19 protein-coding genes are annotated in these 23,823 nt (G+C 61.1%); 11 read left to right on the top strand and 8 right to left on the bottom strand.

Translation table 11 applies throughout. The features are described from left to right. Positions 1-27 precede the first annotated feature (27 nt). On the top strand, positions 28-3,528 hold the full coding sequence (locus FHX06_RS17880) for a PAS domain-containing hybrid sensor histidine kinase/response regulator (protein WP_113211373.1): 3,501 nt from the start codon (positions 28-30) through the stop codon (positions 3,526-3,528). Between the two features lie 3 nt (positions 3,529-3,531). On the opposite strand, the gene FHX06_RS17875 is transcribed toward FHX06_RS17880, so the two are convergent. Then, positions 3,532-4,095, bottom strand: coding sequence for a TetR/AcrR family transcriptional regulator (locus FHX06_RS17875; RefSeq protein WP_113146961.1), 564 nt, complete (start codon positions 4,093-4,095; stop codon positions 3,532-3,534). Positions 4,096-4,382: 287 nt separating this feature from the next. Between FHX06_RS17875 and FHX06_RS17870 the strand changes: the two genes are divergently transcribed. After that, positions 4,383-5,570 (top strand): MFS transporter, encoded by a 1,188-nt coding sequence (locus FHX06_RS17870; RefSeq protein WP_113211372.1) that lies wholly within the window; start codon positions 4,383-4,385, stop codon positions 5,568-5,570. A 98-nt stretch (positions 5,571-5,668) separates the two neighbouring features. On the opposite strand, the gene FHX06_RS17865 is transcribed toward FHX06_RS17870, so the two are convergent. Continuing rightward, complete coding sequence (locus FHX06_RS17865; RefSeq protein ID WP_112969887.1) at positions 5,669-6,691, bottom strand: LLM class flavin-dependent oxidoreductase; 1,023 nt, start codon at positions 6,689-6,691, stop codon at positions 5,669-5,671. A 255-nt stretch (positions 6,692-6,946) separates the two neighbouring features. On the opposite strand from FHX06_RS17865, the gene FHX06_RS17860 reads away from it, so the two are divergent. Beyond that, positions 6,947-7,258, top strand: coding sequence for an ArsR/SmtB family transcription factor (locus tag FHX06_RS17860; RefSeq protein WP_112541639.1), 312 nt, complete (start codon positions 6,947-6,949; stop codon positions 7,256-7,258). Between the two features lie 80 nt (positions 7,259-7,338). On the opposite strand, the gene FHX06_RS17855 is transcribed toward FHX06_RS17860, so the two are convergent. The 5 genes from FHX06_RS17855 to FHX06_RS17835 all read right to left on the bottom strand — a co-directional run bounded on the left by FHX06_RS17855 (position 7,339) and on the right by FHX06_RS17835 (position 13,769). Next, entirely contained in the window at positions 7,339-7,809 is a 471-nt protein-coding gene (locus FHX06_RS17855) for an SRPBCC family protein (RefSeq protein ID WP_112541640.1), read from the bottom strand. Next, on the bottom strand, positions 7,806-8,153 hold the full coding sequence (locus FHX06_RS17850) for an ArsR/SmtB family transcription factor (protein WP_112541641.1): 348 nt from the start codon (positions 8,151-8,153) through the stop codon (positions 7,806-7,808). Before FHX06_RS17850 ends, FHX06_RS17855 begins: the two co-directional genes overlap by 4 nt. Before the next feature lie 251 nt (positions 8,154-8,404). Then, entirely contained in the window at positions 8,405-10,618 is a 2,214-nt protein-coding gene (locus FHX06_RS17845; protein ID WP_183880247.1) for an FAD-dependent oxidoreductase, read from the bottom strand. A gap of 12 nt (positions 10,619-10,630) precedes the next feature. Beyond that, entirely contained in the window at positions 10,631-11,839 is a 1,209-nt protein-coding gene (locus FHX06_RS17840) for an acetyl-CoA C-acetyltransferase (RefSeq protein WP_113211370.1), read from the bottom strand. A gap of 136 nt (positions 11,840-11,975) precedes the next feature. Beyond that, positions 11,976-13,769 carry an acyl-CoA dehydrogenase C-terminal domain-containing protein gene (locus FHX06_RS17835; RefSeq protein WP_113211369.1) on the bottom strand — a complete coding sequence of 598 codons (1,794 nt, stop codon included), beginning with the start codon at positions 13,767-13,769 and terminating at the stop codon, positions 11,976-11,978. 234 nt (positions 13,770-14,003) lie between these two features. Between FHX06_RS17835 and FHX06_RS17830 the strand changes: the two genes are divergently transcribed. From FHX06_RS17830 to FHX06_RS17795, 8 genes are all read left to right on the top strand, one after another. Next, positions 14,004-14,393, top strand: coding sequence for a hypothetical protein (locus FHX06_RS17830; protein WP_112969892.1), 390 nt, complete (start codon positions 14,004-14,006; stop codon positions 14,391-14,393). Positions 14,394-14,480: 87 nt separating this feature from the next. Continuing rightward, a complete protein-coding gene (locus tag FHX06_RS17825) occupies positions 14,481-15,164 on the top strand; it encodes a DNA-3-methyladenine glycosylase I (protein ID WP_113211368.1) in 684 nt (227 codons plus the stop codon). Positions 15,165-15,240: 76 nt separating this feature from the next. Then, positions 15,241-15,942 carry an SDR family NAD(P)-dependent oxidoreductase gene (locus FHX06_RS17820; RefSeq protein ID WP_183880245.1) on the top strand — a complete coding sequence of 234 codons (702 nt, stop codon included), beginning with the start codon at positions 15,241-15,243 and terminating at the stop codon, positions 15,940-15,942. Between the two features lie 89 nt (positions 15,943-16,031). Further along, the gene (locus tag FHX06_RS17815; protein WP_112541648.1) at positions 16,032-16,397 is read left to right on the top strand and encodes a VOC family protein; all 366 of its coding nucleotides are present in this window, start codon (positions 16,032-16,034) and stop codon (positions 16,395-16,397) included. Positions 16,398-16,681: 284 nt separating this feature from the next. Further along, positions 16,682-20,443, top strand: a complete 3,762-nt coding sequence (locus tag FHX06_RS17810) for a peptidoglycan-binding protein (RefSeq protein WP_113211366.1) — start codon at positions 16,682-16,684, stop codon at positions 20,441-20,443. A gap of 224 nt (positions 20,444-20,667) precedes the next feature. Next, positions 20,668-21,591: a sulfite exporter TauE/SafE family protein gene (locus FHX06_RS17805; RefSeq protein WP_112541650.1), complete on the top strand. Its 924-nt coding sequence runs from the start codon at positions 20,668-20,670 to the stop codon at positions 21,589-21,591. After that, complete coding sequence (locus FHX06_RS17800; protein ID WP_112541651.1) at positions 21,591-22,391, top strand: TIGR02186 family protein; 801 nt, start codon at positions 21,591-21,593, stop codon at positions 22,389-22,391. The genes FHX06_RS17805 and FHX06_RS17800 overlap by 1 nt, the downstream gene beginning before the upstream one ends. Before the next feature lie 225 nt (positions 22,392-22,616). Next, positions 22,617-23,177, top strand: coding sequence for a dihydrofolate reductase family protein (locus tag FHX06_RS17795; RefSeq protein ID WP_183880243.1), 561 nt, complete (start codon positions 22,617-22,619; stop codon positions 23,175-23,177). Here FHX06_RS17795 and FHX06_RS17790 read toward each other — a convergent pair whose 3' ends face one another. Then, complete coding sequence (locus FHX06_RS17790; protein ID WP_113146951.1) at positions 23,178-23,753, bottom strand: TetR/AcrR family transcriptional regulator; 576 nt, start codon at positions 23,751-23,753, stop codon at positions 23,178-23,180. Positions 23,754-23,823 lie beyond the last annotated feature (70 nt).

The raw sequence follows: 23,823 nt of genomic DNA, 5'->3' as shown, positions 1-23,823 counted from the left end.
GGCGGATAGTCCGCCGGCGGAGGGTCAATGCTTCCAGGCTGGGTCATATTTGCGTTTGCCTTGGGCTATCTTCTGCTGCTTTTTGCAGTGGCAAGCTATGGCGACCGCCGGAGTCGAAAATTCGGCGTGCCGGAGGGCGGCCGGCCTGTTGTGTATGCGCTCAGCCTGGCGATCTACTGCACATCTTGGACCTATTTCGGCGGCGTCGGCCTTGCTGCGCATCACGGGCTGGAATTTGCCGGCATCTATATCGGGCCGATTCTCGTCTTCACACTCGGCATGCCGCTCTTGAAGCGCATTATCGAACTCGCCAAGGCCGAGAAGCTGACATCGGTGGCCGATTTCATTGCGGCGCGCTACGGCAAGAATTCCACTGTCGCAACCATCGTGGCGCTCATCTGCCTGATCGGCACCATTCCCTACATCGCGCTGCAGTTGAAATCCATCTCCGCGACGGTCACGGCCATGGTCAATCCGTCCGACTACGGTATCGGCAGCGGCAATCTCTATTTCCTCGACCTGCCGCTGATCGTGACGCTTGTGCTTGCCTGCTTCGCCATCATGTTCGGCACCCGCCATACCGATGCGACCGAGCATCAGGACGGGCTCATCCTCGCGGTGTCGATGGAATCGATGGTCAAGCTCGTTGCCTTTCTGACGGCGGGCATATGTGTCATCTGGTTCTTGTTCGACGGACCGAGCGACCTGTGGCGGAAAGGATCGGAGAATGCCCTGGTCAGTGCCGCCCTCGACTATCAGACGCCGCTCAGCCGATGGATCACGCTGACACTGCTTTCGGCCTTCGCCATTATCATGCTGCCGCGCCAGTTCCACGTCACGGTGGTCGAAAACCGAACGGCAAAACAGCTCCGGCTCGCCGGCTTTCTCTTCCCGCTCTACCTGATCGCCATCAATCTCTTTGTGCTGCCCGTCGCCATCGGCGGACTGCTCATCTTCGGCGGCAACGGCAATGCCGATCTCTATGTTCTTACCCTGCCGCTTGCAGGGCAGATGCCTGTCGTCTCGCTGATCACCTTCATCGGCGGCTTCTCGGCGGCGACCGCCATGGTGATCGTCGATTCCGTGGCGCTTTCCATCATGGTGTCGAACGACATCGTCATGCCGTTCTTCCTGCGCAGGAAGCTCGCGGGCCTTGCGAGCCAGCGTGACGACTTCGCAAAGAGCCTGCTCAATATCCGCCGCAGCGCCATCTTCGCCGTACTGCTGCTCGGATACGCCTACTATCGCTCGACTGACAGCACTGCGGGGCTTGCCTCGATCGGCCTGCTCTCCTTTGCCGCCATCGCGCAGATTGCACCTGCCCTCTTCGGCGGCATGATCTGGCGGCGGGCAAATGCGCGCGGCGCCATCCTCGGCCTGACCTCCGGCTTCACCATCTGGGTCTACCTGCTTTTCCTGCCCTCCTTCGGCGGCCCGGATTATTCCTATGTGGCAAGCAGTTTCCTCGGTTTCATCTTTCCCGGCACGACGCTCTTCACCGGTCCGGATGCAGATCCGCTGGTGAATGCGACGGCGATGAGCCTGCTCGTCAATACTGCCGCCTTCGTCGTGGGCTCGCTGACGCGCAATGCCAAGCCGCTGGAACGCATCCAGGCCGGCATTTTCGTCAAGCGACATTCGCGCTCGCAATTTGCCACGCGCGGCTGGAAGACCCGTATCAGCGTCGGCGATCTCAAAACGGCCATCGCCCGCTATCTCGGCGAAGAGCGCATGCAGCGCTCGCTTGCGACCTATGAGCAGACCTCGGGGCGCAAACTGGAGGACGATCAGCCGGCCGATATGGCGCTCATCCATTTCACCGAGCAGTTGCTCGGCAGCGCTATCGGTTCTTCGTCCGCACGGCTGGTGCTGTCGCTGATCCTGCAGAAGATCGAGGATGCCTCTTCGGATACCGCATGGCTGCTCGACCAGGCGAGCGAAGCGCTGCAATATAATCAGGACATGCTGCAGACCGCGCTGTCGCAGATGGATCAGGGCATTGCCGTCTTCGACAGCTCCAACCGGCTGACAATCTGGAACCGGCGTTTCCGGCAATTGCTGGACCTGCCTGAAAATGCCGGCCAGGTCGGTTTTCCGCTATCTGATATCGTCAGTATTCTCAGCCATCGCGGTGATATCGCGCCCGGCGACCAGGGCCAAGCGGTGCGGCATTTCCTGACGCTCGACAAGCCTTTCCCGCTGGTGCTCGGCGGCGGCGAGCGCATCATCGAAGTGCGTTCCAATGCCATGCCGGACAAGGGCATCGTCGCGACCTTCACCGACATTACCCAGCGTGTGGCCGCCGACCAGGCACTGAAACAGGCAAACGAGACACTGGAACAGCGCGTCGCGGAGCGCACGGCGGAACTGACCCGGGTCAACAAGGAGCTGGCGGAGGCACGCGCGGCGGCGGACGAGGCCAATATCGGCAAGACCCGCTTCTTTGCTGCCGCCGGCCACGATATCCTGCAGCCGCTCAATGCAGCGCGGCTCTATTCTTCCGCGCTCGTCGAACGCATGGCGCAATCGGAAAACAGCCCGATCGTGCGCAACATCGATTCCGCGCTGGAATCGGTTGAATCCATTCTCGGCGCCGTGCTCGATATTTCCAGGCTTGATACCGGCGCCATGCGCCCGCGGCTGGCATCCGTGCCGCTTTCCGACCTGCTCGAGCGTATCGAGACCGATTTTGCGCCGATCGCCCGCGAGAAGAAGCTGAAGCTCAAGGTCATGCCGACCTCGCTGCGGGTGCGCTCCGATCCGAACCTGTTGCGCCGCCTGGTACAGAACCTCGTTTCCAACGCCATCAAATATACGGTCAGCGGCAAGGTGCTGATCGGGGTCAGGCGACGCGGCAATCAGGTGATGATCCAGGTAATGGATTCCGGCATCGGCATTCCGCCTTCGAAATTCCGGACGGTATTCAAGGAATTCGCGCGGCTGGACGAAGGCGCCAAGACCGCATCGGGTCTCGGGCTCGGCCTCTCCATCGTCGACCGCATCGCCCGCGTGCTTGGCCACAAGGTCGAACTTCAGTCGACACATGGCAAGGGAACGGAATTCCGCGTTCTCATGCCGCTAGACATCTCGAAGAGCGCGGAAACAAGTGCAGCCGTGGCTCCCGTCGATCGCACGGCCGAGCCATTGAAAGGATTGCGCATCCTGTGCATCGACAATGAAACCAAGATCCTTGAGGGCATGCGGCTGCTGATCGATGGATGGGGCTGCAACACGCAGGCAGCGGATTCACTTTCGGCTGTCCAGACGCTTTCGATGCGTCAGCCGCCGGACCTTGTCATCGCCGATTATCATCTTGCCGACGGAACCGGGGTTGAAGCGATCCTGCATCTCAGGCAGCATTTCGGCATTGAGATTCCCGCACTGCTCGTGACAGCCGACAGGACGCTGGAAGTGCGGGCAGAGGCAGAAAAGCACGGCATCGCGGTGCAGCACAAGCCGGTGCGCCCTGCGGCACTGCGCGCCTATATCACCCAGATTTCAGGGCTGAAGCGCGCCGCCGCCGAGTGAAGATCAGGCCACCTTGCGCCGGTCGAAAAGGTGGTCAACAAGTTCCCGTACGCGAGCAGAGTTCGGAGCATCGCCGAAGAGGGTGCGGTACATGATGGGTGCAACGACACTATCCATCACCGTATCGACATCGGGAAAGGCCTCGCCCCTCCCCTTCGCCCTTCCGGCGATCGCTTCAATCTGTTGACGGGTGAAGTTGCAGCACTTGTTGGCATTATCACCGGTCTGGGCGGCGAGCACGTCGCGGATATATTCCCGACCGGGGCCGGAGGACATTTCCTCTGCATATTGTTCGGCCCAGGCTTCCAGATCGCCGGCGCCGGTACCGGTATCGACCGGTTCCATGTCGGGACGCAGACGTTCGACGGCGACGTCGGCCAGTAATTCCTGCAGATCACCCCAGCGGCGATAGATGGTGGACGGCGTGACACCCGCCCGCGTCGCGATCAGAGGAACGGTGATCTCCGTTCGGCTCATCTCCGCAAGAAGCTCACGCACTGCGGCATGCACTGAAGCCTGGACACGTGCACTTCTGCCACCCGGACGGATATTCTCTTTTACTGCCATTTCAACCCAACTTTCTCAGCCCTGAAGCGCGCCGCGACCTTTCGGTTTCGCCTAGCATGCTTCAGGTCCCGTTTTAACATGCCGTGGTCGCAAAACCGCTCCCCAGTTTTGCGGGACATGCTCTCTTTGCTTGCCCACAAGTCCGGGCGTTGCACGCCTTGCTGGAATTGCTCCGGCACCAATAGATCAGAAACATTCATCGATCCATTAACGCAAATTATTTGCTTTTACCGGCGGCTCAACCTAAATAGGGCTAACGCAACGATTTAGCTTTAATGGATCAATATATGGTCGCCGCTCCTGAATCCATCAAGAATTCGTCGCCCATGGGCTTCCATGCACTGACGCTGGCCATCTTCTTCGGTGCATCAGCTGCGCCGACGCCGCTTTATCGCATCTATCAGGAAGTCTTTGCCGTTTCCCCAATCCTCATCACCGTCATCTTCGCCGTCTATGCCTTCGCTTTGCTCGCCACTTTGCTGATCGCCGGTTCCATCTCCGATCATCTCGGACGGCGACCTGTCATTTTTGGCGCGCTGGTGCTGGAGATCATCGCCATGGCGCTATTTTCCATCGCCAGCGGACCGGAATGGCTGATCGCAGCGCGCATCGTGCAGGGTATCGCCACCGGTATTGCCGGCGCCTCCCTCGGTGCAGCTCTTGTCGATGTCGACCGGGCCAAGGGGCAGATCGTCAACTCCATTGCGCCGCTTTCTGGCATGGCGATCGGCGCGATCGGAACCAGCGCGCTGATCCAGTTCGGGCCGGAACCACTGCATCTCGTCTACGCCCTGCTTCTCGTCGCCTTTACCGTACAGGCCTTCGCGCTGTGGCTGACGCGAGAAACCGGCGGCACGCGCCCCGGCATCTTCACTTCGCTGAAGCCGACGATTTTCATTCCGCAACAGGTAAAGAAGCCGCTGTCGCTGGTGACGCCGATCAATATCGCCAATTGGACGCTCGGCGGCTTCTACCTGTCGCTCGTACCTTCGCTGGTCGTCTCCACTACCGGCAGTCGCGCACCGCTGACGGGTGGCGCGGTCGTGGCAGCGTTGATGTTGTCCGGCGCAATTACCGTTTTCCTTCGCCGCAGCCGCAGCCCGAAGGGCAATCTCGTCTTCGGCGTCGCCTCCCAAACAGCGGGTATCGCAACGGTCGTCGCTGGCGTGCATCTTGCCAGCGTGCCGCTGCTGCTCATCGGAACGCTTTTGACCGGCGCCGGTTTCGGTACCAACTTCCTGGGCTCGATCGGCACAATCATGCCGCTCGCCAAGCCGGAAGAACGGGCCGGCCTGCTTTCGGCCTTTTATATCCAGAGCTATCTCGCCTTCAGCCTGCCAGCCATCCTTGCGGGCTTCCTCGTCAAGTCGATCGGCTACGGCATGACCACAGACATCTACGCGACCGCCATCGTCCTCGTCAGCCTTGCCGGGCTGGTGATGATGCGTGCGACAAGGGAGACGGCGACGGCTTAAAGCGTGCCGCGATCTTTCAGATCCGCCACGCTTTAAGCTCCTGTTTTCTCATGTCGTTATCGCAAACCGCACGCACTTTTGTGCGACACGCTATGCGATCAACGCCAGCCGAGCGCAGGCGCGATATATTTCATGATCGATTCAATAACGTGGGCATTGTATTCCACGCCGAGCTGGTTGGGGACGGTGAGCAACAGAGTATCTGCCTCGGCGATCGCCTCGTCCTTCTTCAGCTCCTCGATCAGAGCATCAGGCTCGGCGGCGTATGAACGGCCGAAGATCGCCCTCGTATTCTCGTCGATGAAGCCGATCTTGTCCTGCCCTTCATTGCCATAGCCGAAATAGGAGCGGTCGCGATCGTTCACCAGCGCGAAGATGCTGCGGCTGACGGAGACGCGTGGCTCCCGCTGATGACCGGCTTCCTTCCAGGCCTCGCGATAGGCGCGGATCTGTTTGGCCTGCTGGATATGGAAGGCCTCGCCCGTCTCGTCGTCCTTCAAGGTCGAGCTTTGCAGGTTCATGCCGAGCTTGGCGGCCCAGACGGCGGTAGCGTTCGAGCCGGCACCCCACCAGATGCGCTCACGCAGGCCGGCGGAATGCGGTTCGAGCCGCAAGAGGCCGGGCGGATTGGGGAACATCGGCCGCGGATTGGGCTCGGCGAAGCCTTCGCCCTTCAATATTTCGAGGAAAACCTCGGCGTGGCGGCGGCCCATATCGGCATCGCTTTGGCCTTCCGGCGGATTGTAGCCGAAATATCGCCAGCCATCGATGACCTGCTCCGGCGAACCGCGGCTGATGCCGAGCTGCAGGCGCCCGCGAGAAATCAGATCGGCGGAGCCAGCGTCTTCCGCCATGTAGAGCGGGTTCTCGTAGCGCATGTCGATGACTGCGGTGCCGATCTCGATGCGGCTGGTCCGGGCGCCGACAGCGGCCAGCAATGGAAAGGGCGAAGCAAGCTGACGGGCGAAATGGTGGACACGGAAATAGGCGCCATCCGCACCAAGTTCTTCAGCTGCAACGGCAAGATCAATCGACTGCAGCAGCGTATCGCCGGCGGAGCGCGTCTGGGATTGCGGCGAGGGCGTCCAATGCCCGAACGAGAGAAAACCGATCTTCTTCATGATTCCATCGCTTAAACTGAAGTGTGCCTGCACGCTTCTTCTCATGATTCCTGACAGGCATATAGGCGCGCATGGGAGATTTCTGAACCTGGTGACTGATCAAATGCGAATTCGGCACCGGTCAATGCAGCACAGAGCCCTGCTTCTCCTGACACTTCCAAAAAACATGAGGAAAAATTTGTTTCCGGCCACACTCTTAAGACAATTCTTAATTAGTCATATAAATAGCGGCCGCAAGATTGTGAAGGGAATGCGATGAATACAGATAGTTTTGAAAAGAAAGCCGACCTGCTACTGGTGATGGCGAATGCCCATCGACTGCGGATGCTGAAGACGCTTGCCGAGCGCGAAGTGGCGGTCAACAATCTCGCCGATATTATCGGAATCAGCCAATCGGCCCTCTCCCAGCACCTCGCCAAGCTCCGCAGCAGGGACCTCGTCAAGACGCGGCGCGATGCGCAGACGATCTACTACTCGGTCAAATCCGAGAAGGTCCATGTGATCCTTGAAATGCTGAGCGAGATGTTCGACGAGGGCCAGACAACGGATCACCGACTGGCAGGTTAAGCGATCCGTGTCACCCGGCGTTCTCCCGCCGTTCCCAGTTATCGCCTTAGCCCGGCCGCTATAGCGGGCATGAGTTTTCTTTATTTCTCCACCAGCTTTGCCAGCTGCGCGGCGACCGTGCCCCAACCGTCATGGAAGCCCAGTTCTTCATGCGTGCTGCGGGTCTCCTTGTCCTTGTGCATGACGACGGCACTGTAGTCGGTCCCTTCGGGATGATCGGCGAGGGTGATGATGGCTGTCATGAAGGGGGTTGGCGCAGGGCGCCAGCCGCCAAGGAGCGCATTGGTGAAGACGATGCGACGACCCTCCTGAACATCCAGATAGCAGGCACTGAGATGGTGTTGAAAGGGACCGCCATCCTCGCTCATTTCGGTTACAAGGGCGCCGCCGGGTTTGACGTCCATGGTGGCGACACGGCAGAGCGCCGGCGCGGGTATCCACCATTTTTCGAATTGTGCCGGGTTGGTCCAGGCGCTCCAGACGGCGGACGGTGGTGCTTTGATGACGCGCGAAATGGTCAGATCGAGATCGGGATTCACATTTGGCTTCATTGGGATTTCTCCTCCTTCGATTGCGTGGCAGTGACGAAAGCTTCGAGCCTGTCGGTGCGGGCCTCCCAGATGGCGCGCTGAGCCGAAAGCCAGCCTTCGACCATTGCGAAACGCTTCTTCTCCAGCGTGCAGGTGCGCACACGACCCTGCTTCTTCGTTTCGATAAGCCCTGTCTCTTCGAGCAGGTGGATGTGCTTCATGAAGGACGGCAAGGCCATGGCGAAAGGCTTTGCAAGATCGCTGATGCTCGCCGGACCGGTGCCGAGCCGGCCGATGACGGCACGGCGCGTGGGGTCGGCGAGCGCCAGGAAGATGCTGTCGAGCTGATGCGAATAGTAATCCATGAGGCTAAGTATCATGATGCGATACTTAGCGCAAGAGCTAAGTGTTTTTGGCCCAGAGTGTCCGGCAGAATTGTGAGTAACTGAAATTGCGCGGTCGCCTGGAGCCCACTAACCCTCTCCCCGGTGGGTAGAGGGGACGTGGGCTACGACGCCTTTGAGAGCGCGAAAACAGTGTGGCAAAACCCCTTCTCCCCTCTGGGAGAAGGTGGCCCGAAGGGTCGGATGAGGGGCTCCGGACGTTCCCGCCTCGTTTAAGCAGCCTTATCGGCTGCCGGATAGGGATCGAAACGACCGTAGAAGGTTTCGCCCTTGGCGGCCATGTCCTTCAAGAGCGGCGTGGGCTTGAAGTGGTCGCCGTAGCTGGAGGCCAGCTTTTCGGCGAGGTCCACGAAAGCATTCACGCCCATGCCGTCGATATAGCTCAGCGCACCGCCGGTATAGGGCGCGAAACCGAAACCGAGAATGGAGCCGACATCGGCTTCACGCGGATCGGTGACGATGCCTTCCTCCATGGTGCGGGCGGCTTCGAGAGCGATCGTCACCAGGAAGCGCTGCTTCAGCGTGTTGACGTCGACCTCAGCGGCCGGTTTTTGCGGATAGAGGGTCTTCAACTCGGGCCAGAGGAATTTCTTGGCGGGTTTGGCCGGATATTCGTAGAAGCCCTTGCCGTTCTTGCGGCCGCGGCGGTCGAGTTCGTCCACCAGCTTGTCGATGAGGGCGAGGTGGCGCTCGTCGACAGCCTTGGGGCCGAGATCGGCGACGGTGGCCTTGAGGATCTTCTGCGAGAGGTCGATTGCCACTTCATCATTCAGCGACAGCGGGCCGACCGGCATGCCGGCCATTTTGGCGGCATTTTCGATCATCGCCGCCGGCACGCCTTCGATCAGCATGTCATAGGCTTCGTGGATATAGCGGAAGACGCAGCGGTTGACGAAGAAGCCTCTGGTATCGTTGACGACGATCGGCGTCTTCTTGATGGCGGCGACATAATCCAGCGCCACGGCGAGCGCACGGTCACCGGTGCTCTTGCCGAGAATGACCTCGGTCAGCATCATCTTTTCGACCGGCGAGAAGAAGTGCACGCCAATAAACTGATCCGGGCGCTTCGAATTTTCTGCAAGGCCCGTGATCGGCAGGGTGGAGGTATTGGAGGCAAAGACGGTCGTCTCCGGGATGACGGCTTCGACCTGCTCGATGACCGCCTTCTTGACGGCGCGATCTTCGAAAACCGCTTCGATGACCAGATCAGCGTCTTTCAGGTCTGTATAGTCGGCAGACGGCGTGATGCGGGAAAGAAGGGCGGCGCCCTCCTCCTGCGTCAGCCGGCCCTTACCGACGGAATCCTTGACGAGGCCTTCGCCGACGCCCCTGCCCTTGGTGGCGGCTTCGATATCGCGGTCGATGAGAGTGACCTCGAAACCGGCGGCGGCGGTGACATAGGCGATGGAGGCGCCCATGAAGCCGGCGCCGACGACGACGACCTTCTTCAGTTCGGTCTTCGGCACACCGGCCGGGCGGCGGGCTCCCTTGTTAAGCTCCTGCATGGAGATGAAGAGCGAGCGGATCATCGAGAAGGCTTCGGTCGTCTGCAGCACCTGGGTAAAATAGCGCTGCTCGATCTTCAGGGCCGTATCGAAGGGAACCTGCAGGCCTTCATAGACGCATTTCAGGATGGCGAGCGCGCCGGGATAGTTACCCGAGGTTTCGCGGCGCAGGATGGCGGGTGCAGCCGGCCAGAGCTGGGCCGCGGCCGGCGTCCAGATTCCGCCGCCGGGAACCTTGAAGCCCTTTTCGTCCCAGGGGGCGACGGGCTTCAGGCCGTCCTTGATCATCTGCTTGGCAGCCGGGATCAGCTGATCCGGCTCGACCACCTGGTGGAGGAGGTTCATGGCCTTGGCGCGCGAGGCGTTCAGCGACTGGCCCGTCGTCATCATCTGCAGGGCGGACTGGGCATCGGTGAGGCGCGAGATGCGCTGCGTGCCGCCGGCACCCGGGAAGATGCCGACCTTGACTTCCGGCAGGGCGATCTTGACGCTCTTCGCATTGGAGGCGACACGGCCGTGGCAGGCGAGCGACATTTCCAGCGCGCCGCCCATGCAGGTGCCGTTGATGGCGGAGACCCAGGGCTTGCCGCAGGTTTCGAGCTTGCGGAAGAGGCCAGTCATAAGGCCGACAAGATCGAAGAGCTTTTGTGCCGCGCCATCAGGGTTTGCGGCTTTCTCCTGCTGATAGAGCGTGAACATAGCCTTGATCATCGAGAGATCAGCGCCGCCTGAGAAGGAAGACTTGCCCGAGGTGATGACGACGCCCTTGACGGCACTGTCGGCAACGGTCGTATCGATGATCGCATCGAGTTCGCTCATCACCTCTTCGGTGAAGACGTTCATCGACTTGCCGGGCATGTCCCAGGTGACCAGGGCAATACCATCCGCATCGGTCTCGACGGTGAAGTTGGTGTAGCTCATCGTCTCTCTCCCTTAGACGCGTTCGATGACGGTTGCCGTGCCCATGCCGGCGCCGATGCAGAGGGTGACCAGTGCGGTGTTGAGATCGCGGCGCTCCAGTTCGTCCAGCACAGTGCCGAGGATCATGGCGCCCGTGGCACCCAGCGGATGTCCCATGGCAATTGCGCCGCCATTGACGTTGATCTGGTCGTGCTCGATGTCGAAGGCCTGCATGTAGCGCAGCACGACGGCGGCGAAGGCCTCATTCAGTTCAAAGAGATCGATATCGGCAAGCGTCATGCCCGTGCGCTTCAGGAGCTTTTCGGTGACATCGACGGGGCCGGTGAGCATCAGCGCCGGGTCGGAGCCGATATTGGCAAAGGCCTTGATGCGGGCGCGGGGCTTCAGGCCCATGCTCTCGCCGCCGGCTTTAGAGCCGAGCAGGACGGCAGCGGCGCCATCGACGATCCCTGAGGAATTGCCGGCATGGTGGACGTAGTTGACACGCTCGATTTCCGGATGGGCCTGGATGGCAACGGCTTCGAAGCCCCCCATTTCGCCTGGCATCTGGAAGGACGGATTGAGGGAGGCGAGCGCCTGCATATCGGTGCCGGGGCGCATGTGCTCGTCATGGGCAAGGATCGTCAGGCCATTCTGGTCCTTGACCGGGATGACGGAATTCTTGAACCAGCCATTGTTCCAGGCGTTTGCCGCCCGCTTCTGGCTTTCGACGGCATAGGCGTCGACGTCGTCACGCGAGAAACCGTATTTGGTGGCGATCAGATCGGCCGACACGCCCTGTGGCATGAAATAGGCCGGGAAGTTCACCGAGGGGTCCATGAACCAGGCGCCGCCGGACATGCCGAGGCCGACGCGCGACATGCTTTCGACGCCGCCGGCGATGACGATATCGTCAGCGCCCTGCGCGATCTTGCCGGCGCCGAAATTCACGGCGTCGAGACCGGAAGCACAGAAGCGTGAAATCTGCATGCCGGGCGCCCTGGTCGAATAACCGGCTTCGAAGGCAGCGGCCTTGGGGATGACGGCGCCGGCATCCATGACCGGGTCGACACAGCCCATGATAATGTCATCGACTGTTTCGGTGTCGAGACCGTTGCGGTCGCGGATCGCTTCCAGCGTCTTGGCCGCAAGGCGCACGGAGGGCACTTCGTGGAGCGATCCATCCTTCTTGCCGCGGCCGCGGGGCGTGCGGACGTGATCGTAAATGAAAACCTCGGTCATTGTCTCATCTCCCTGGCGGCGCAAAGGCGCCGGTGAAATCGTCTTCCGGCAGGAAGGAGCCAGAGACGGCCGCGCTTGCGGCCCCCTCATCCGGCCCTTCGGGCCACCTTCTCCCCGTGGGGAGAAGGGGTAGTGATCAAAACGCTTCGGCGGCCAGTTCCATCATCGTGTCGGCACCGGTTTCGATGCGCGTCTTGCGCAATGCGGTTTCGGGCATCACACGCTCCATGAAGAATTTCGCCGTTATGAGCTTGTTCTTCAGATAGTCTTCTCTGGCATCGCCGGCGGCAAGACGTTCATTGGCGGCTTTGGCCATACGCGCCCACATATAGCCGAGAATAACAAGGCCAAAGAGGTGCATGTAATCGGTGGAGCCGGCACCGGCGTTGTCGGGCTTCGCCATCGCATTCTGCATGAACCACATGGTCGCGCCCTGCACGTCGTTCAAGCCCTTCTTGAGGTGCTTGGTGAAGAAGCCCAGCTCTCCGTCATTGCGGTTTTCCTCGCAGAAATCACCGATCTCCTTGAAGAGCGCCATGGCCGCGCGGCCGCCATTCAGTGCCAATTTGCGGCCAACCAAATCGAGCGCCTGGATGCCGTTTGCGCCTTCATAGATCATGGCGATGCGGGCATCGCGCACATACTGGCTCATGCCATGCTCTTCGATATAGCCGTGGCCGCCGAAGACCTGCTGGGCCATGACAGCATGATCGAAGCCCCTGTCGGTCATCACGCCCTTGAGGATCGGGGTGACGAGGCCGAGAATGTCGTCGGCCGTCTGGCGTTCCTTCTCATCGCTGGCGCGGTGGGCGATATCGGATTTCAGCGCGGTCCAGAGCAGGAAGGCGCGGCCGGCCTCGTTGAACGAGCGGATGGTCATCAACGCGCGGCGGATATCTGGGTGGACGATGATCGGATCGGCCTTCTTGTCCGGCGCCTTGACGCCCGACAGGGAGCGACCCTGGATACGATCGCGGGCATAGTTTGCGGCGTTCTGATAAGCGATCTCTGAAATGGCGATGCCCTGCAGGCCGACCATCAGACGGGCCTCGTTCATCATCACGAACATGGCGTTGAGCCCGCGGTTTGCCTCGCCGATAAGATAGCCGGTCGCGTCGTCGTAGTTCATGACGCAGGTGGCGTTCGCGTGAATGCCCATCTTGTGTTCGATCGCGCCACAGGTAACGCCGTTGCGCACCCCGGTACCGCTATCGTCAGCGGCCAGAAACTTCGGCACGATGAAGAGCGAAATGCCCTTGGTGCCTTCGGGGGCGCCCTCGATACGGGCGAGCACAAGGTGGACGATATTGTCGGCCATGTCATGTTCACCGGCGGAGATGAAGATCTTCTGGCCTGAGATCCGATAGCTGCCGTCAGCCTGCGGTACAGCTCTGGTGCGCAACATGCCGAGATCTGTGCCGCAATGTGGCTCGGTGAGGTTCATCGTGCCGGTCCAGGCACCCTCGACCATCTTCGGCAAGTAGGTGCGCTTCTGCTCTTCGCTGCCGTGAACGAGGATCGCAGCAATCGCGCCCTGGGTCAGGCCCGGATACATCATCAGCGACATATTGGCGGCGGAGGTATATTCGCCGACGGCGACGTGCAGCGTATAGGGCAGGCCCTGGCCGCCGAATTCCTCCGGCACGGCGATGCCGATCCAGCCACCTTCGCGATAGGCCTTATAGGCTTCCTTGAAACCCTTCGGTGTCGAAACCGCGCCATCCTCTTGACGCAGGCAACCTTGCTGATCGCCGGAATAGTTCAGAGGAAACATAACCTCCTCGGCCACTTTCGCCGCTTCGCCCAGAATAGCCTCCACCATGTCAGGCGTGGCATCGGCAAAACCCGGGAGATTGTTGTAGCGCTCGAGACCCAGCACGTCGTTCAGCACGAAGAGCGTGTCGTTCACCGGGGCCTTGTAGACTGGCATCGTTCGAATTCCTCCAATTCGGCAACCGGATCGCTCCGGCGTTGACACTCTCTTACAAAATATTGACGTTTGCGTAAACGTCAAATCCGGAGTGCGCGCGATTTTGTGAGGTGGCGTGGAGAGAGGTGAACGATGCACGCGCATTGTCACAGAATGGTAATAGTCCGTTGCTTCTCCGGCCAAGCGCGCTACACTCCATCCTGCGACCTTGGAAAAGCCTGGGAGGAGCTGTTCATGAAAAGAGCGTGGCCTGCGGAGTTCAATTCCATCTTCGATACGGCGGAACTTGTGACCATCGAGCCTGTGACTGTGGAACCGGTCAATGGCGAAAGAGTGGTTGCGCATGACGAGCCGCCGGCTCCGCGCAGGGCGCTGAGGGTGCGCATTCCCATGGAAACCTATGAACGCATCTGGCCGCTTGCCGAAATGCGTTTCCGGCCGGCCGAGGGGCCTTATGCCGGCAAGGCGGTGACGCTGATCGCCACCAATCCACACTATCATCCGTGGCACCCCGCCGATGGCGGCTGCGAAGAAAAAGTCGGCGACAGCGGGCGCCATTACAAGACCGACTATCTGGTCGTGCATTTCCTGCTCGACGACGTGCGTGAATCCGTCGCCGCCTGAGCGGCAATCTTGAAGCCAAACGGCTTGAAGACAAGGTCGCTCCCGGACTAGGCTTGTGCCAGCAATGTCTATTTCGGGAGCCTAGCCTTGAGCGATTTCGATATAATCCGTCTGCGCGCCGAGCAGAGAAAAGGCGGCGCCGACGCGCTGAAGGCGATGCTCCCGGCCATTCCTGACCATGAGGCGCTGCGTGCCCTGCCGGATGACCGCATCCTGTCGCAGATGACGCAGCGCGTCTTCTACAGCGGTTTCGTCCACAAGGTCATCGATAATAAATGGCCAGGCTTTGAAGAGGCTTTCGACGGTTTCGACCCTGCCGCCCTCAATATCGCTTCCGACGAATATTGGCATGACCTGACGAACGATGACCGCGTCGTCAAGAATGGCGCGAAGATCATGTCGGTGCGCGCAAACGCCGCCTTCGTACGCGAGATGGCGAACGAGGCGGGCAGCGCCGGCGCCTTTTTCGCAAACTGGCCACATGAGGATCACATCGGCCTGCTCGACGTGCTTGCCAAACGCGGCAACCGGCTGGGCGGAGCCACCGGTCAATATTTCCTGCGCGGTATCGGTCGCGACGGCTTTATCATGACATCAGACGTGCTCGCGTGCCTGAGGGATGCGGGCGTGCCGCTCTCGGCATCCGGAACCGGCAAGAAGGATCAGCAACTGATCCAGCAGACTTTCAACCGCTGGGCCGAGGAGACGGGTCTGCCGCTCGCCCATCTCTCGCGCATCTGCGGGCTTTCGATCGACGCTCCCCAGGAATGAAATATTTCCGGCCGGCGGTTTTTTGACAGGCTGCGACTGCCTACCTCTCCGGAAGGTTCATCCGAAGGAGAAGATCATGGCCGAGTTTCCCTATCGCAGCGCGCTCATCGTCGGTGCCGGTTCCGGTATCAGCGGCTCGCTTGCCCGCAAGCTTGCAGAGCGCGGCGTCAAAGTGAGCCTTGCGGCGCGCAATATCGGCAAGCTCGGGCCTCTGCTCGATGAAACCGGGGCGAAAGCTTTTGCGACCGACGCTTCACAGCCCGCGGCGGTTTCGGCCCTTTTCGAGCGCGTCGATGCCGAAATCGGCGAGCCCGATGTCGTCATCTATAATGCCAGCGGCCGGGCGCGAGGGCCGATTGCCGAACTCGATCCCGCAGATGTGCAGCAGGCGATCGCCACCAGTGCCTTTGGCGGCTTCCTTGTGACCCAGCAGGCGGCCAAACGCATGATCGCGAAGGGTCGCGGGGCTATCCTGCTGACGGGGGCGACGGCCAGCATCAAGGGCTATGCGCAATCGGCGCCCTTTGCCATGGGAAAATTCGCGCTGCGGGGTTTGGCACAAAGTGCTGCCCGCGAACTTGGGCCGCGCGGGATCCATGTGGCGCATTTTATCATCGATGGCGCCGTGCGTTCCGCCACGAGGCCGGATAGCGAAGACAGGCCCGACGGTACGCTTTCGCCTGATGCGATCGCACAGTCCTATATCGACGTGCTGCAGCAGCACCGCAGCGCCTGGTCGCAGGAAGTGGAGTTGCGGCCCTGGACGGAGAACTTCTGATCCAGACGGTCTCGATCGCGCATAGATGCTTTCCCGAAGGCGTCGAAACCGGTAGGATCGGTTTGGCTTCGAAAGCCTGGGAGGGAACGATGCTGCGTCTGGACCATGTGACGATCGATACCCGCGATGCGCCTGCCATGATCGCTTTTTTCGAAGACATTCTTGGCGTGAAGGAAGGCTATCGGCCGCCCTTTCCCTCGCGCGGTCACTGGCTTTATCTCGACGACAAGCCGGTGATCCATCTGAGCCTGACGGAGCGGGCGGGCGATTTTCCGCCCGGTATCTTCAATCATGTGGCCTTCAGCCTCTTCGAATTCGAACCGGCACTCGCCCGCATCAAAGCGAGCGGCTATCGCCATGAATATCTCGACATTCCGGATACCGATCTCGGCCAAGTCTTCATCTATGGGCCAGAAGGCGTGAAGATCGAGTTGCAGTACAAGCGACCGATCTGAAGATTTGCGCGCGCCAAATTGGCACGAAGAGCGCAAAAGTTAAAAAATTCTCATCCGGGTTAACGAGTTCTTTACCACGTTTCGTGAAAGGTGCGCGGTGAGCATTGGCGATCTGCATTCCTTTTCTTTGTCTCGCGTTTCAGGAGTGCCGCCAAAATCTGTCCAGCTTGAGGAAAGTCTAATTGATTATTTCCTCATGGATGGCGCTCTCCGCTGCGTGCCCCGGTACGCTTCGGAAAAGGCAATGATCGGGCCCGGACCGGGCAATCGAAGCGAGCAAGAACATGAACGGATCGCGATCACATTCTTCCCGGCATTCCGACAGAACCTCGCTCGACGCGTTGAACCGCACGATCGAAGGGCTGGAAGCGCGGATCGAAGGCTTGATGGGCAGCGGACGCGAACAGCGACCCAGTAATCCGACGCCCGTCCGCGATCCCTACGTCAGTTCCTATACGCCGCGCGCTGCCGACCCGCTGGCGGAAATCCGCCAGCGCCAGCGCGCGCTTGACGCTACCAGAGAGAACCGCGAGCGCGCCTATACGCGCGAAGCGGCACCGGCCCTTCTGCGTGAACCGGCACTTGCGCCTGCTCCGCAGCGCGCGCCGGCACCGCAGCCGCCCGCACCCGCTTTCCGCGCCTCCGGCGACACGATGACCGAAATCGCCCAGGCCCTCGTCAACCTGCGGCAGGACCTGAAGCGCGACATTTCCGAAGGTGTCACGCGCGAGATGAATGCGCTGCGCACGGAACTGCGAGAGATCAAGGCGAGCGCGCAGGACAGGCATTTCGCCGACGACATCCGCGCCGACATGGGTCGCCTGTCGCAGAGCATCGCGCAGCTCACCAGCCGCTCGGCTGGTCCGGAGGCTACCGGCCTGCGCAACGAATTCGAAGAGCTGCGTTCGCTGATGGACGGGCTGGCGCGCGAGGATTCCATGCGCCACATGGAACAGCGCTGGGACAATGTGGAAAACCGCCTGGCAGAGCTCGACACGGCCGGGCTGCAGGAAGAGCTGGTGTCGCTCGCCTACCGGCTTGACGACATCAAGCGGCATCTTGGCGGCATGGGCGAAAGCCCGGCCGTGCACGCACTGGAAGACAAGCTCATCACCATCGCCTCTGCGGTCGAGCAGTTCGGCAACCTCATCCAGCCGCACGATCGGATCATGTCGGAGCAGTTCGCCGCCATGGACACGCGGCTCGACGAGATCAGTCGCGCGATCGCCGCCAGCGGACGCAGTGCTGCAGGTGGTGATCCCGCACTGATGCAGCGGCTGGAAAATCGCCTTTCCGCGCTTGGCGAACAGATCGAGCTGATGGGCCGGGCCGCGATAAACCGTCCCAACCCGACCGACGAGATGGCCGGCCGGCTGGAAGCATTGACGGCGCGCGTCGAGGACCTTGCCAAGGCCGAGGCGACTTCGCGTCTCGACGAGCGGCTGGAGCACCTTTCCTACTTGCTCGAGCGCACGCAGAAGGCCGCCCCGCAACAGGACCTGACCGGCGCGCTTTCCGACATTTCCCGCAAGATCGATGCGCTGGAAAGCGGCTCGGTCAATGATGCGCTCGCCCAGAGGCTCGACTATCTCGCACGCCGCATCGACGAGATGGAAATCCGCCCCGTCCCGGCGCCTGTTATCGACGACAGCGCCTTTCAACGGATCGAAGGGCGGCTTAGCGACATCGCCGCAAGGCTGGAGGAAAGCACGGCAGCTGCGCCGACCGACACGCGCGCGCTGAAGAACCTCGAGGAGCAGATTGCAAATCTCTCCGAGCTCCTGAATGCGCCGCGCGAAAATGCGGAAGTATCGGCAGATCTCGACCGTCGCATGGGTGCAATCGAAGATTATATCGCGACGAACGACGAATATATCATCGAGGCGGCACGGCAGGCAGCGGAAGCCGTGGTTGATGCCTATTCGCGCAACGGCGGAGCACAGGGCGCTGCACCCGCAGAGAGCGACATGTCGGCCCTCATCGCACTCGCCGATGATCTGCGGAACCTCGAAGATTTGAGCCGCGACAGCGAGGAGCGCACGCACAAGACCTTCCAGGCCCTCCACGAGACGCTGCTGCATATTGCCGACCGGCTGGATACGATGGAGGAGCGGGTTCGCCCGGCCGCCCGGATGCCGGCGGCGGAAGTCGATTTCGACGTTGACCCCTACGCACTCGTCGATGCGGGCAGCGAGCCAGCCAGGGCGCCGGTGATGCCGGCGCCGAAGGCCTCGCCTGTGCTGCGCACGGCAAACATCGCCGAAGAGACGGCGGTGCGTATGCCGGAAGCGGCTTTGGCCGACAGCACCAGCGCGATCGCCATCGAAGCCACGAACCAGTCGGAAAAGCCTGTCGTTCCCAAGGGTAGCCTGCTTGCAAGCCTTGGCCGCAAGCTGATGCCATCGCGCAAGACGGAGGCAAAGGCCGCCGCCGAGCGCACGGTCATCGATCCCGCACCGTCAATCGATCCCGTCGATGTCGTGCCGGCAGAGGCGGCGAACGAATTGCTCGAACCGGGCTCTGGCGCACCTGATGTCAAGAAGATCCTGGAGCGCGTGCGCGCCAGCCAGAATGCCCAGCGCGGCAAGCCGGCCACCGAAAACGATCGGGCCGACTATATCGCCGCTGCGCGCCGCGCCGCGCAGGCCGCCGCCATGGAGATCGACAGCAACGCAAAGCCCGCGACCCGCGCCGAGCGTCGTGCTGCGAAGCCTGAAAAAGCCGGCAAGGGTGGCGCCTTCTCGCGCTTTCGCCGGCCGATCCTGCTCGCGGTCGGGGCCGTGCTGCTGGCCATCATGGCTTTCCCGCTTGCCCGCACGTTGACCACGGGCGAAAAGGCCCCGCCTCCGGCTGAAGTCTCGGTTCTGACCGACGCGACCGAAACGCCGCAGGCCAATATGGCAGCCCCGGCACCGGTTGCGCCGGAAGCAGCCGCGCCCGAAATCAGCGCTCCGGCGCCGATGATGACGCCGGACGCAGCACCTTCCGAGGCGACCGCGCCCGCAGAGCCGCAGGCAGCGACACCCGATCACCTCACCGATGCCACGCCGCTTGACGGCGAAGGCGCAGAGGATTTCAGCCAGGCGCCCGCGCAGAATACGTCCGGCTTTGTTCCGAACGCTCCCGCGGCGCCGACGACGATACCTGCCGCATCCGCTGCCGCCTCGATCATCGTTCCCGATACGATCCAGCCGCAGCCGCTTGCCGATGCAGCGCGTAATGGCGACGCGCTGGCGCTCTTCGAGATCGGTGCGCGTTATACCGAAGGCCGCAATGGCCTTGCCGCCGACCAGAAGCAGGCCGCGAGCTGGTATCAGCTCTCGGCCGACAACGGCTTCGCACCGGCACAGTACCGTCTCGGCAGCATGTATGAGAAGGGCAATGGCGTCGACCGCGACGTGCAGAAGGCCAAGAGCCTCTACGAGCAGGCTGCGGGCCAGGGCAATGCCAGCGCGATGCACAATCTCGCCGTGCTCTATGCCTCCGGCGCGCTCGGCCAGCAGGATTATGCGACGGCCGCAACGTGGTTCCAGAAGGCTGCCGACCTCGGCATCACCGACAGCCAGTTCAACCTCGCCATCCTGTGCGCCCGCGGCAATGGCGTACCGGCGGATCTGGAAGAATCCTACAAGTGGTTTTCGATCGCCGCCAAGTCGGGCGACAAGGATGCCGCCCAGAAACGTGACGAAGTCGCAAATGCCATGAAGCCGGACCAACTCGAGCGCGCCCGCGCCAAGGCCGAGCTCTGGAAGCCGCAGCCGCTCGACAACAAGGCGAACGGCATCGAGGTTCCCGATGCATGGGCAAGTGCCGCCGCACCGAAGACGGCCACCGTCGACATGAAGAAAGCGATCCGCAACATCCAGGCGATCCTCAACAATAACGGCTTCGACGCTGGCCCGGCGGATGGAGAAATGGGCGCCAAGACGGTGACTGCCATCAAGAACTTCCAGAAGTCGATCGGACAGGAGCCGACCGGCAAGGTCAACGACGATACGGTGAAGGCGCTTCTGGAACGCAACAAACCGGGCGCCAAGGCTATCTGAGATCGCCCGCGGCGCTCTGCCGCGGGGCTTTTCGCCTTTTCGAGCCACCTGTCACAAAACCTGAAAAAAGCCGGATTATGCGGGACATATCGAGACCCGCATCCGGCTGATCGCGCTTTTTTCCTTCGAAAGCCTCTGGCAACGATTTCACAGTAGGATGCGCCATTCGAACGGGGACGTGAGACAGGCCGCCGCGGCGGGCGCGGCGATAATCGGGGTCGGCTGTGACAATCTATCTGCCCATCGCAGAATTGTCGGTGAACATCTTCATCATTCTCGGCATGGGGGCCGCCGTTGGCTTCCTGTCGGGCATGTTCGGCGTTGGCGGCGGCTTTCTGATCACGCCTCTCCTGATCTTCTATAACATTCCGCCGGTCGTCGCCGTCGCAACCGGGGCCAACCAGGTGGTCGCTTCCTCGATCTCGGGGGCGATCACGCATTTCCGGCGCGGCACGCTGGATGTGAAGCTCGGATCGGTGCTGCTTGTCGGCGGTCTTTCGGGCGCGACTGTTGGTATCTGGATCTTCTCGCTGCTGCGCGCGATCGGTCAGCTCGACCTCTTCATCTCGCTGCTTTACGTCGTCTTCCTCGGTACAGTCGGCGGGCTGATGCTCTGGGAAAGCGTCAATGCCATGCGCCGGGCGGCCCGCAATGAGGCACCGGCGCCCCGCAAGCCCGGCCATCAGCACTGGGTTCACAAGCTGCCGCTCAAGGTGCGGTTCAAGAAATCGAAGATCTATCTGTCGGTTATTCCGATCGTGACGCTCGGCTTTGCGATCGGCATCCTGACCTCCGTCATGGGTGTCGGCGGCGGCTTCATCATGGTTCCGGCCATGATCTACCTGCTGCGCATCCCGACCAATGTCGTCGTCGGTACCTCACTCTTCCAGATCATCTTCGTGACCGCCTATACGACGATCGTGCAGGCGGCGACCAACTATTCCGTCGATATCGTGCTCGCCTTTTTCCTCATGCTCGCCGGGGTCATCGGTGCGCAATATGGCGTGCGTGTCGGCCAGCGGCTGCGCGGCGAGCAGTTGCGCGCCCTGCTCGGCCTGCTGGTTCTCGCCGTCGGCCTGCGCCTTGCCGTCGCGCTGATCGTAACACCGCAGGATATCTATTCAGTGGTCATGGGAGTGGGGAACTGATGTTTCGGCTCCTCCTGCTTCTTGTTCTTCTGATGCCTGTGGCCGCCTCGGCGCAGATGATGCTGCCCGGACAGGGAACGACGCAGGCCGAGCGCGAATTGCTGGAAATTGGCACTTCGACCAGCGAGATCGCCATCACCTCGGATTTCCGCGGCGCGGACCTGACGATTTTCGGTGCAGTGACCAATACGGACGACCTGCTGCTCGCCATCGGCCAGTATGATGTCATCGTGGTTCTGGAAGGACCGCGCGAGGATGCCACCGTGCGCAAGAAGGAGCGGGTCTTCGGCATCTGGATCAACACCTCGTCGATGACCTTTGCCGACGTGCCGCATTCCTATTCAATGTCGAGTTCGCGTTCCATCGATGATATCACGACGCCGCTGGACCTCACCGGCGAAGGGATCGGCATCGACCATATTCCGCTGCGGCCGATCGATTTTGCCGGTAATTTCAACAGTCTCAACGAATTCCGCACCGCCTTCCGGCGGATACAGCAGGTGGGCGGGCTCTACGAGCGCGATCCGAGCGGCGTGCGCTTCGTCTCCTCCAACCTCTTCAAGGCAAGCCTGCGGCTGCCAGCCAACATTCCGAACGGCGTGCATACGGTGCGCGCCTATCTGTTCAAGAGCGGCAAGTTCGTGACGCAGAAATCGCAGCCGCTGCGTGTCATCAAGACGGGTATCGAGCAGACGATTACCGATGCTGCGCACGAGCAACCGATTTTCTACGGCTGTTTTGCGGTGCTGCTGGCCGTGCTGACGGGATGGGGCGCCAGTCTGATCTTCCGCAAGGATTGATCCGCGGATCTCCGCCACCGGTCGACAAGTTTCAGATAGGTTTTCGTCAAACATCCGACGGCCATCACGTAGCGGACGGCAGAAGCGTGTCCCGATGCCCGCTGCCGCCGCCTTTCAAACTCCCCCATCTTTAACCGCTTGCATTTTGCCATCAGTTGGACTAGTTTCAAAACCAGTTGTTAATAGCAACTGGTTTTGAAGAGGACAAAGTCCAAGGAGGATGAGATGAGGAAGCTTGTTGTCTGGAACCTGATGACGCTGGATGGCTACTTCGAAGGGACGAAACCGTGGGACATCGAGTTCCACAATCTGGCCTGGGGGCCGGAGCTCGAAAAATATGCCGAGCAGTTCGGCGAGGAAGGCGACCTTCTGGTCTTCGGACGCAAGACCTATGAGGGCATGGCGGCCTATTGGCCGACCGCGGAGAGCGAGGACAAGATCAAGGCCTATATGAACGGCATCGCCAAGATTGCCGTCTCGCGGCGCATGGAAAAGGCGGACTGGAACAATACGCGCGTCGTCAACGACCCGGTACCCGAACTGAAGCGGCTGAAGGAGGAGCACGGCAAGACGATCTTCATCTTCGGCAGCGCCGAGCTTGCCGATGTCCTCTTGAAGGCTGGACTGGTGGATGAAATCCGTATCTGCCTCGTGCCGGTCATCCTCGGCGGCGGCAATCCGCACTTCAAGCCCGCGGAAAACCAGAGGGCGCTGAAGCTGCTCGATTCCTCGGTGACCAAGAGCGGTGCGGTGATCCTGCGCTATGAGCCCGGCACCGCAGAATGATCATTTTCCGGCTGCAGCCACCAGGGCTGCAGCCGCTTCGCCGGCCGTTTCCATATAGGTCGGATCGCGATGCAGGAGCACGGCGGCAAAGGAGCCGTCGAGCAGCAGCACGATCTGGCGGGCGAGCTTATCCGCGTCAGCACCATGCTCAGCCTCGAAGAGCGTCACGAGCCACTGCTCGACATTCTTCTTATGCGCGGCGCCGACCTTGATCGCGGGATGGCCGGGCATGTTTGCGAGTTCCGCCGAAGTTCTGAGATATCCGCAGCCCTTCCATTTCGGGTGCCGGGCAGAACGGGCGAGATTGCCGAAAATGCCTTTTACCTTCGCCGCGAGATCGCCGTCCGTTTCCGCAAACCAGCGCCTGTAGACAGCGAGATTGGGCTGATCCCGGCTTTCCAGATAGGCGGCGATCAGATCGTCCTTGCTGTCGAAATGATAGTAGAGGGTGCGCTTGGTGACATCTGCCTTCTCCGCAACGGCATCGACGCTCACGGCGCGGATGCCGTCGCTGTAGAAGAGTTTCGCGGCGGCTGCGACGATGCGCTCCCGCGTGTCTGATGCGGATCTGACCATGACAGCAATGTATACCGACTAGTGAGTGTCATCAACACGGCTTGACGGCTAATGTCCTGCAGGGTCAGGG

This window comes from Rhizobium sp. BK512, from assembly GCF_014194915.1.
Taxonomy (GTDB): domain Bacteria; phylum Pseudomonadota; class Alphaproteobacteria; order Rhizobiales; family Rhizobiaceae; genus Rhizobium.
This window is presented reverse-complemented; position numbering and strand designations above follow the sequence as displayed.

Bases quoted from the DNA above. Each gene is read 5' to 3' on its own strand.
- FHX06_RS17880 (WP_113211373.1), top strand. From the start codon at position 28: ATGCTTCCAGGCTGGGTCATATTTGCGTTTGCCTTGGGCTATCTTCTG.
- FHX06_RS17875 (WP_113146961.1), bottom strand. From the start codon at position 4,095: ATGGCAGTAAAAGAGAATATCCGTCCGGGTGGCAGAAGTGCACGTGTC.
- FHX06_RS17870 (WP_113211372.1), top strand. From the start codon at position 4,383: ATGGTCGCCGCTCCTGAATCCATCAAGAATTCGTCGCCCATGGGCTTC.
- FHX06_RS17865 (WP_112969887.1), bottom strand. From the start codon at position 6,691: ATGAAGAAGATCGGTTTTCTCTCGTTCGGGCATTGGACGCCCTCGCCG.
- FHX06_RS17860 (WP_112541639.1), top strand. From the start codon at position 6,947: ATGAATACAGATAGTTTTGAAAAGAAAGCCGACCTGCTACTGGTGATG.
- FHX06_RS17855 (WP_112541640.1), bottom strand. From the start codon at position 7,809: ATGAAGCCAAATGTGAATCCCGATCTCGATCTGACCATTTCGCGCGTC.
- FHX06_RS17850 (WP_112541641.1), bottom strand. From the start codon at position 8,153: ATGGATTACTATTCGCATCAGCTCGACAGCATCTTCCTGGCGCTCGCC.
- FHX06_RS17845 (WP_183880247.1), bottom strand. From the start codon at position 10,618: ATGAGCTACACCAACTTCACCGTCGAGACCGATGCGGATGGTATTGCC.
- FHX06_RS17840 (WP_113211370.1), bottom strand. From the start codon at position 11,839: ATGACCGAGGTTTTCATTTACGATCACGTCCGCACGCCCCGCGGCCGC.
- FHX06_RS17835 (WP_113211369.1), bottom strand. From the start codon at position 13,769: ATGCCAGTCTACAAGGCCCCGGTGAACGACACGCTCTTCGTGCTGAAC.
- FHX06_RS17830 (WP_112969892.1), top strand. From the start codon at position 14,004: ATGAAAAGAGCGTGGCCTGCGGAGTTCAATTCCATCTTCGATACGGCG.
- FHX06_RS17820 (WP_183880245.1), top strand. From the start codon at position 15,241: ATGGCCGAGTTTCCCTATCGCAGCGCGCTCATCGTCGGTGCCGGTTCC.
- FHX06_RS17815 (WP_112541648.1), top strand. From the start codon at position 16,032: ATGCTGCGTCTGGACCATGTGACGATCGATACCCGCGATGCGCCTGCC.
- FHX06_RS17810 (WP_113211366.1), top strand. From the start codon at position 16,682: ATGAACGGATCGCGATCACATTCTTCCCGGCATTCCGACAGAACCTCG.
- FHX06_RS17800 (WP_112541651.1), top strand. From the start codon at position 21,591: ATGTTTCGGCTCCTCCTGCTTCTTGTTCTTCTGATGCCTGTGGCCGCC.
- FHX06_RS17795 (WP_183880243.1), top strand. From the start codon at position 22,617: ATGAGGAAGCTTGTTGTCTGGAACCTGATGACGCTGGATGGCTACTTC.
- FHX06_RS17790 (WP_113146951.1), bottom strand. From the start codon at position 23,753: ATGGTCAGATCCGCATCAGACACGCGGGAGCGCATCGTCGCAGCCGCC.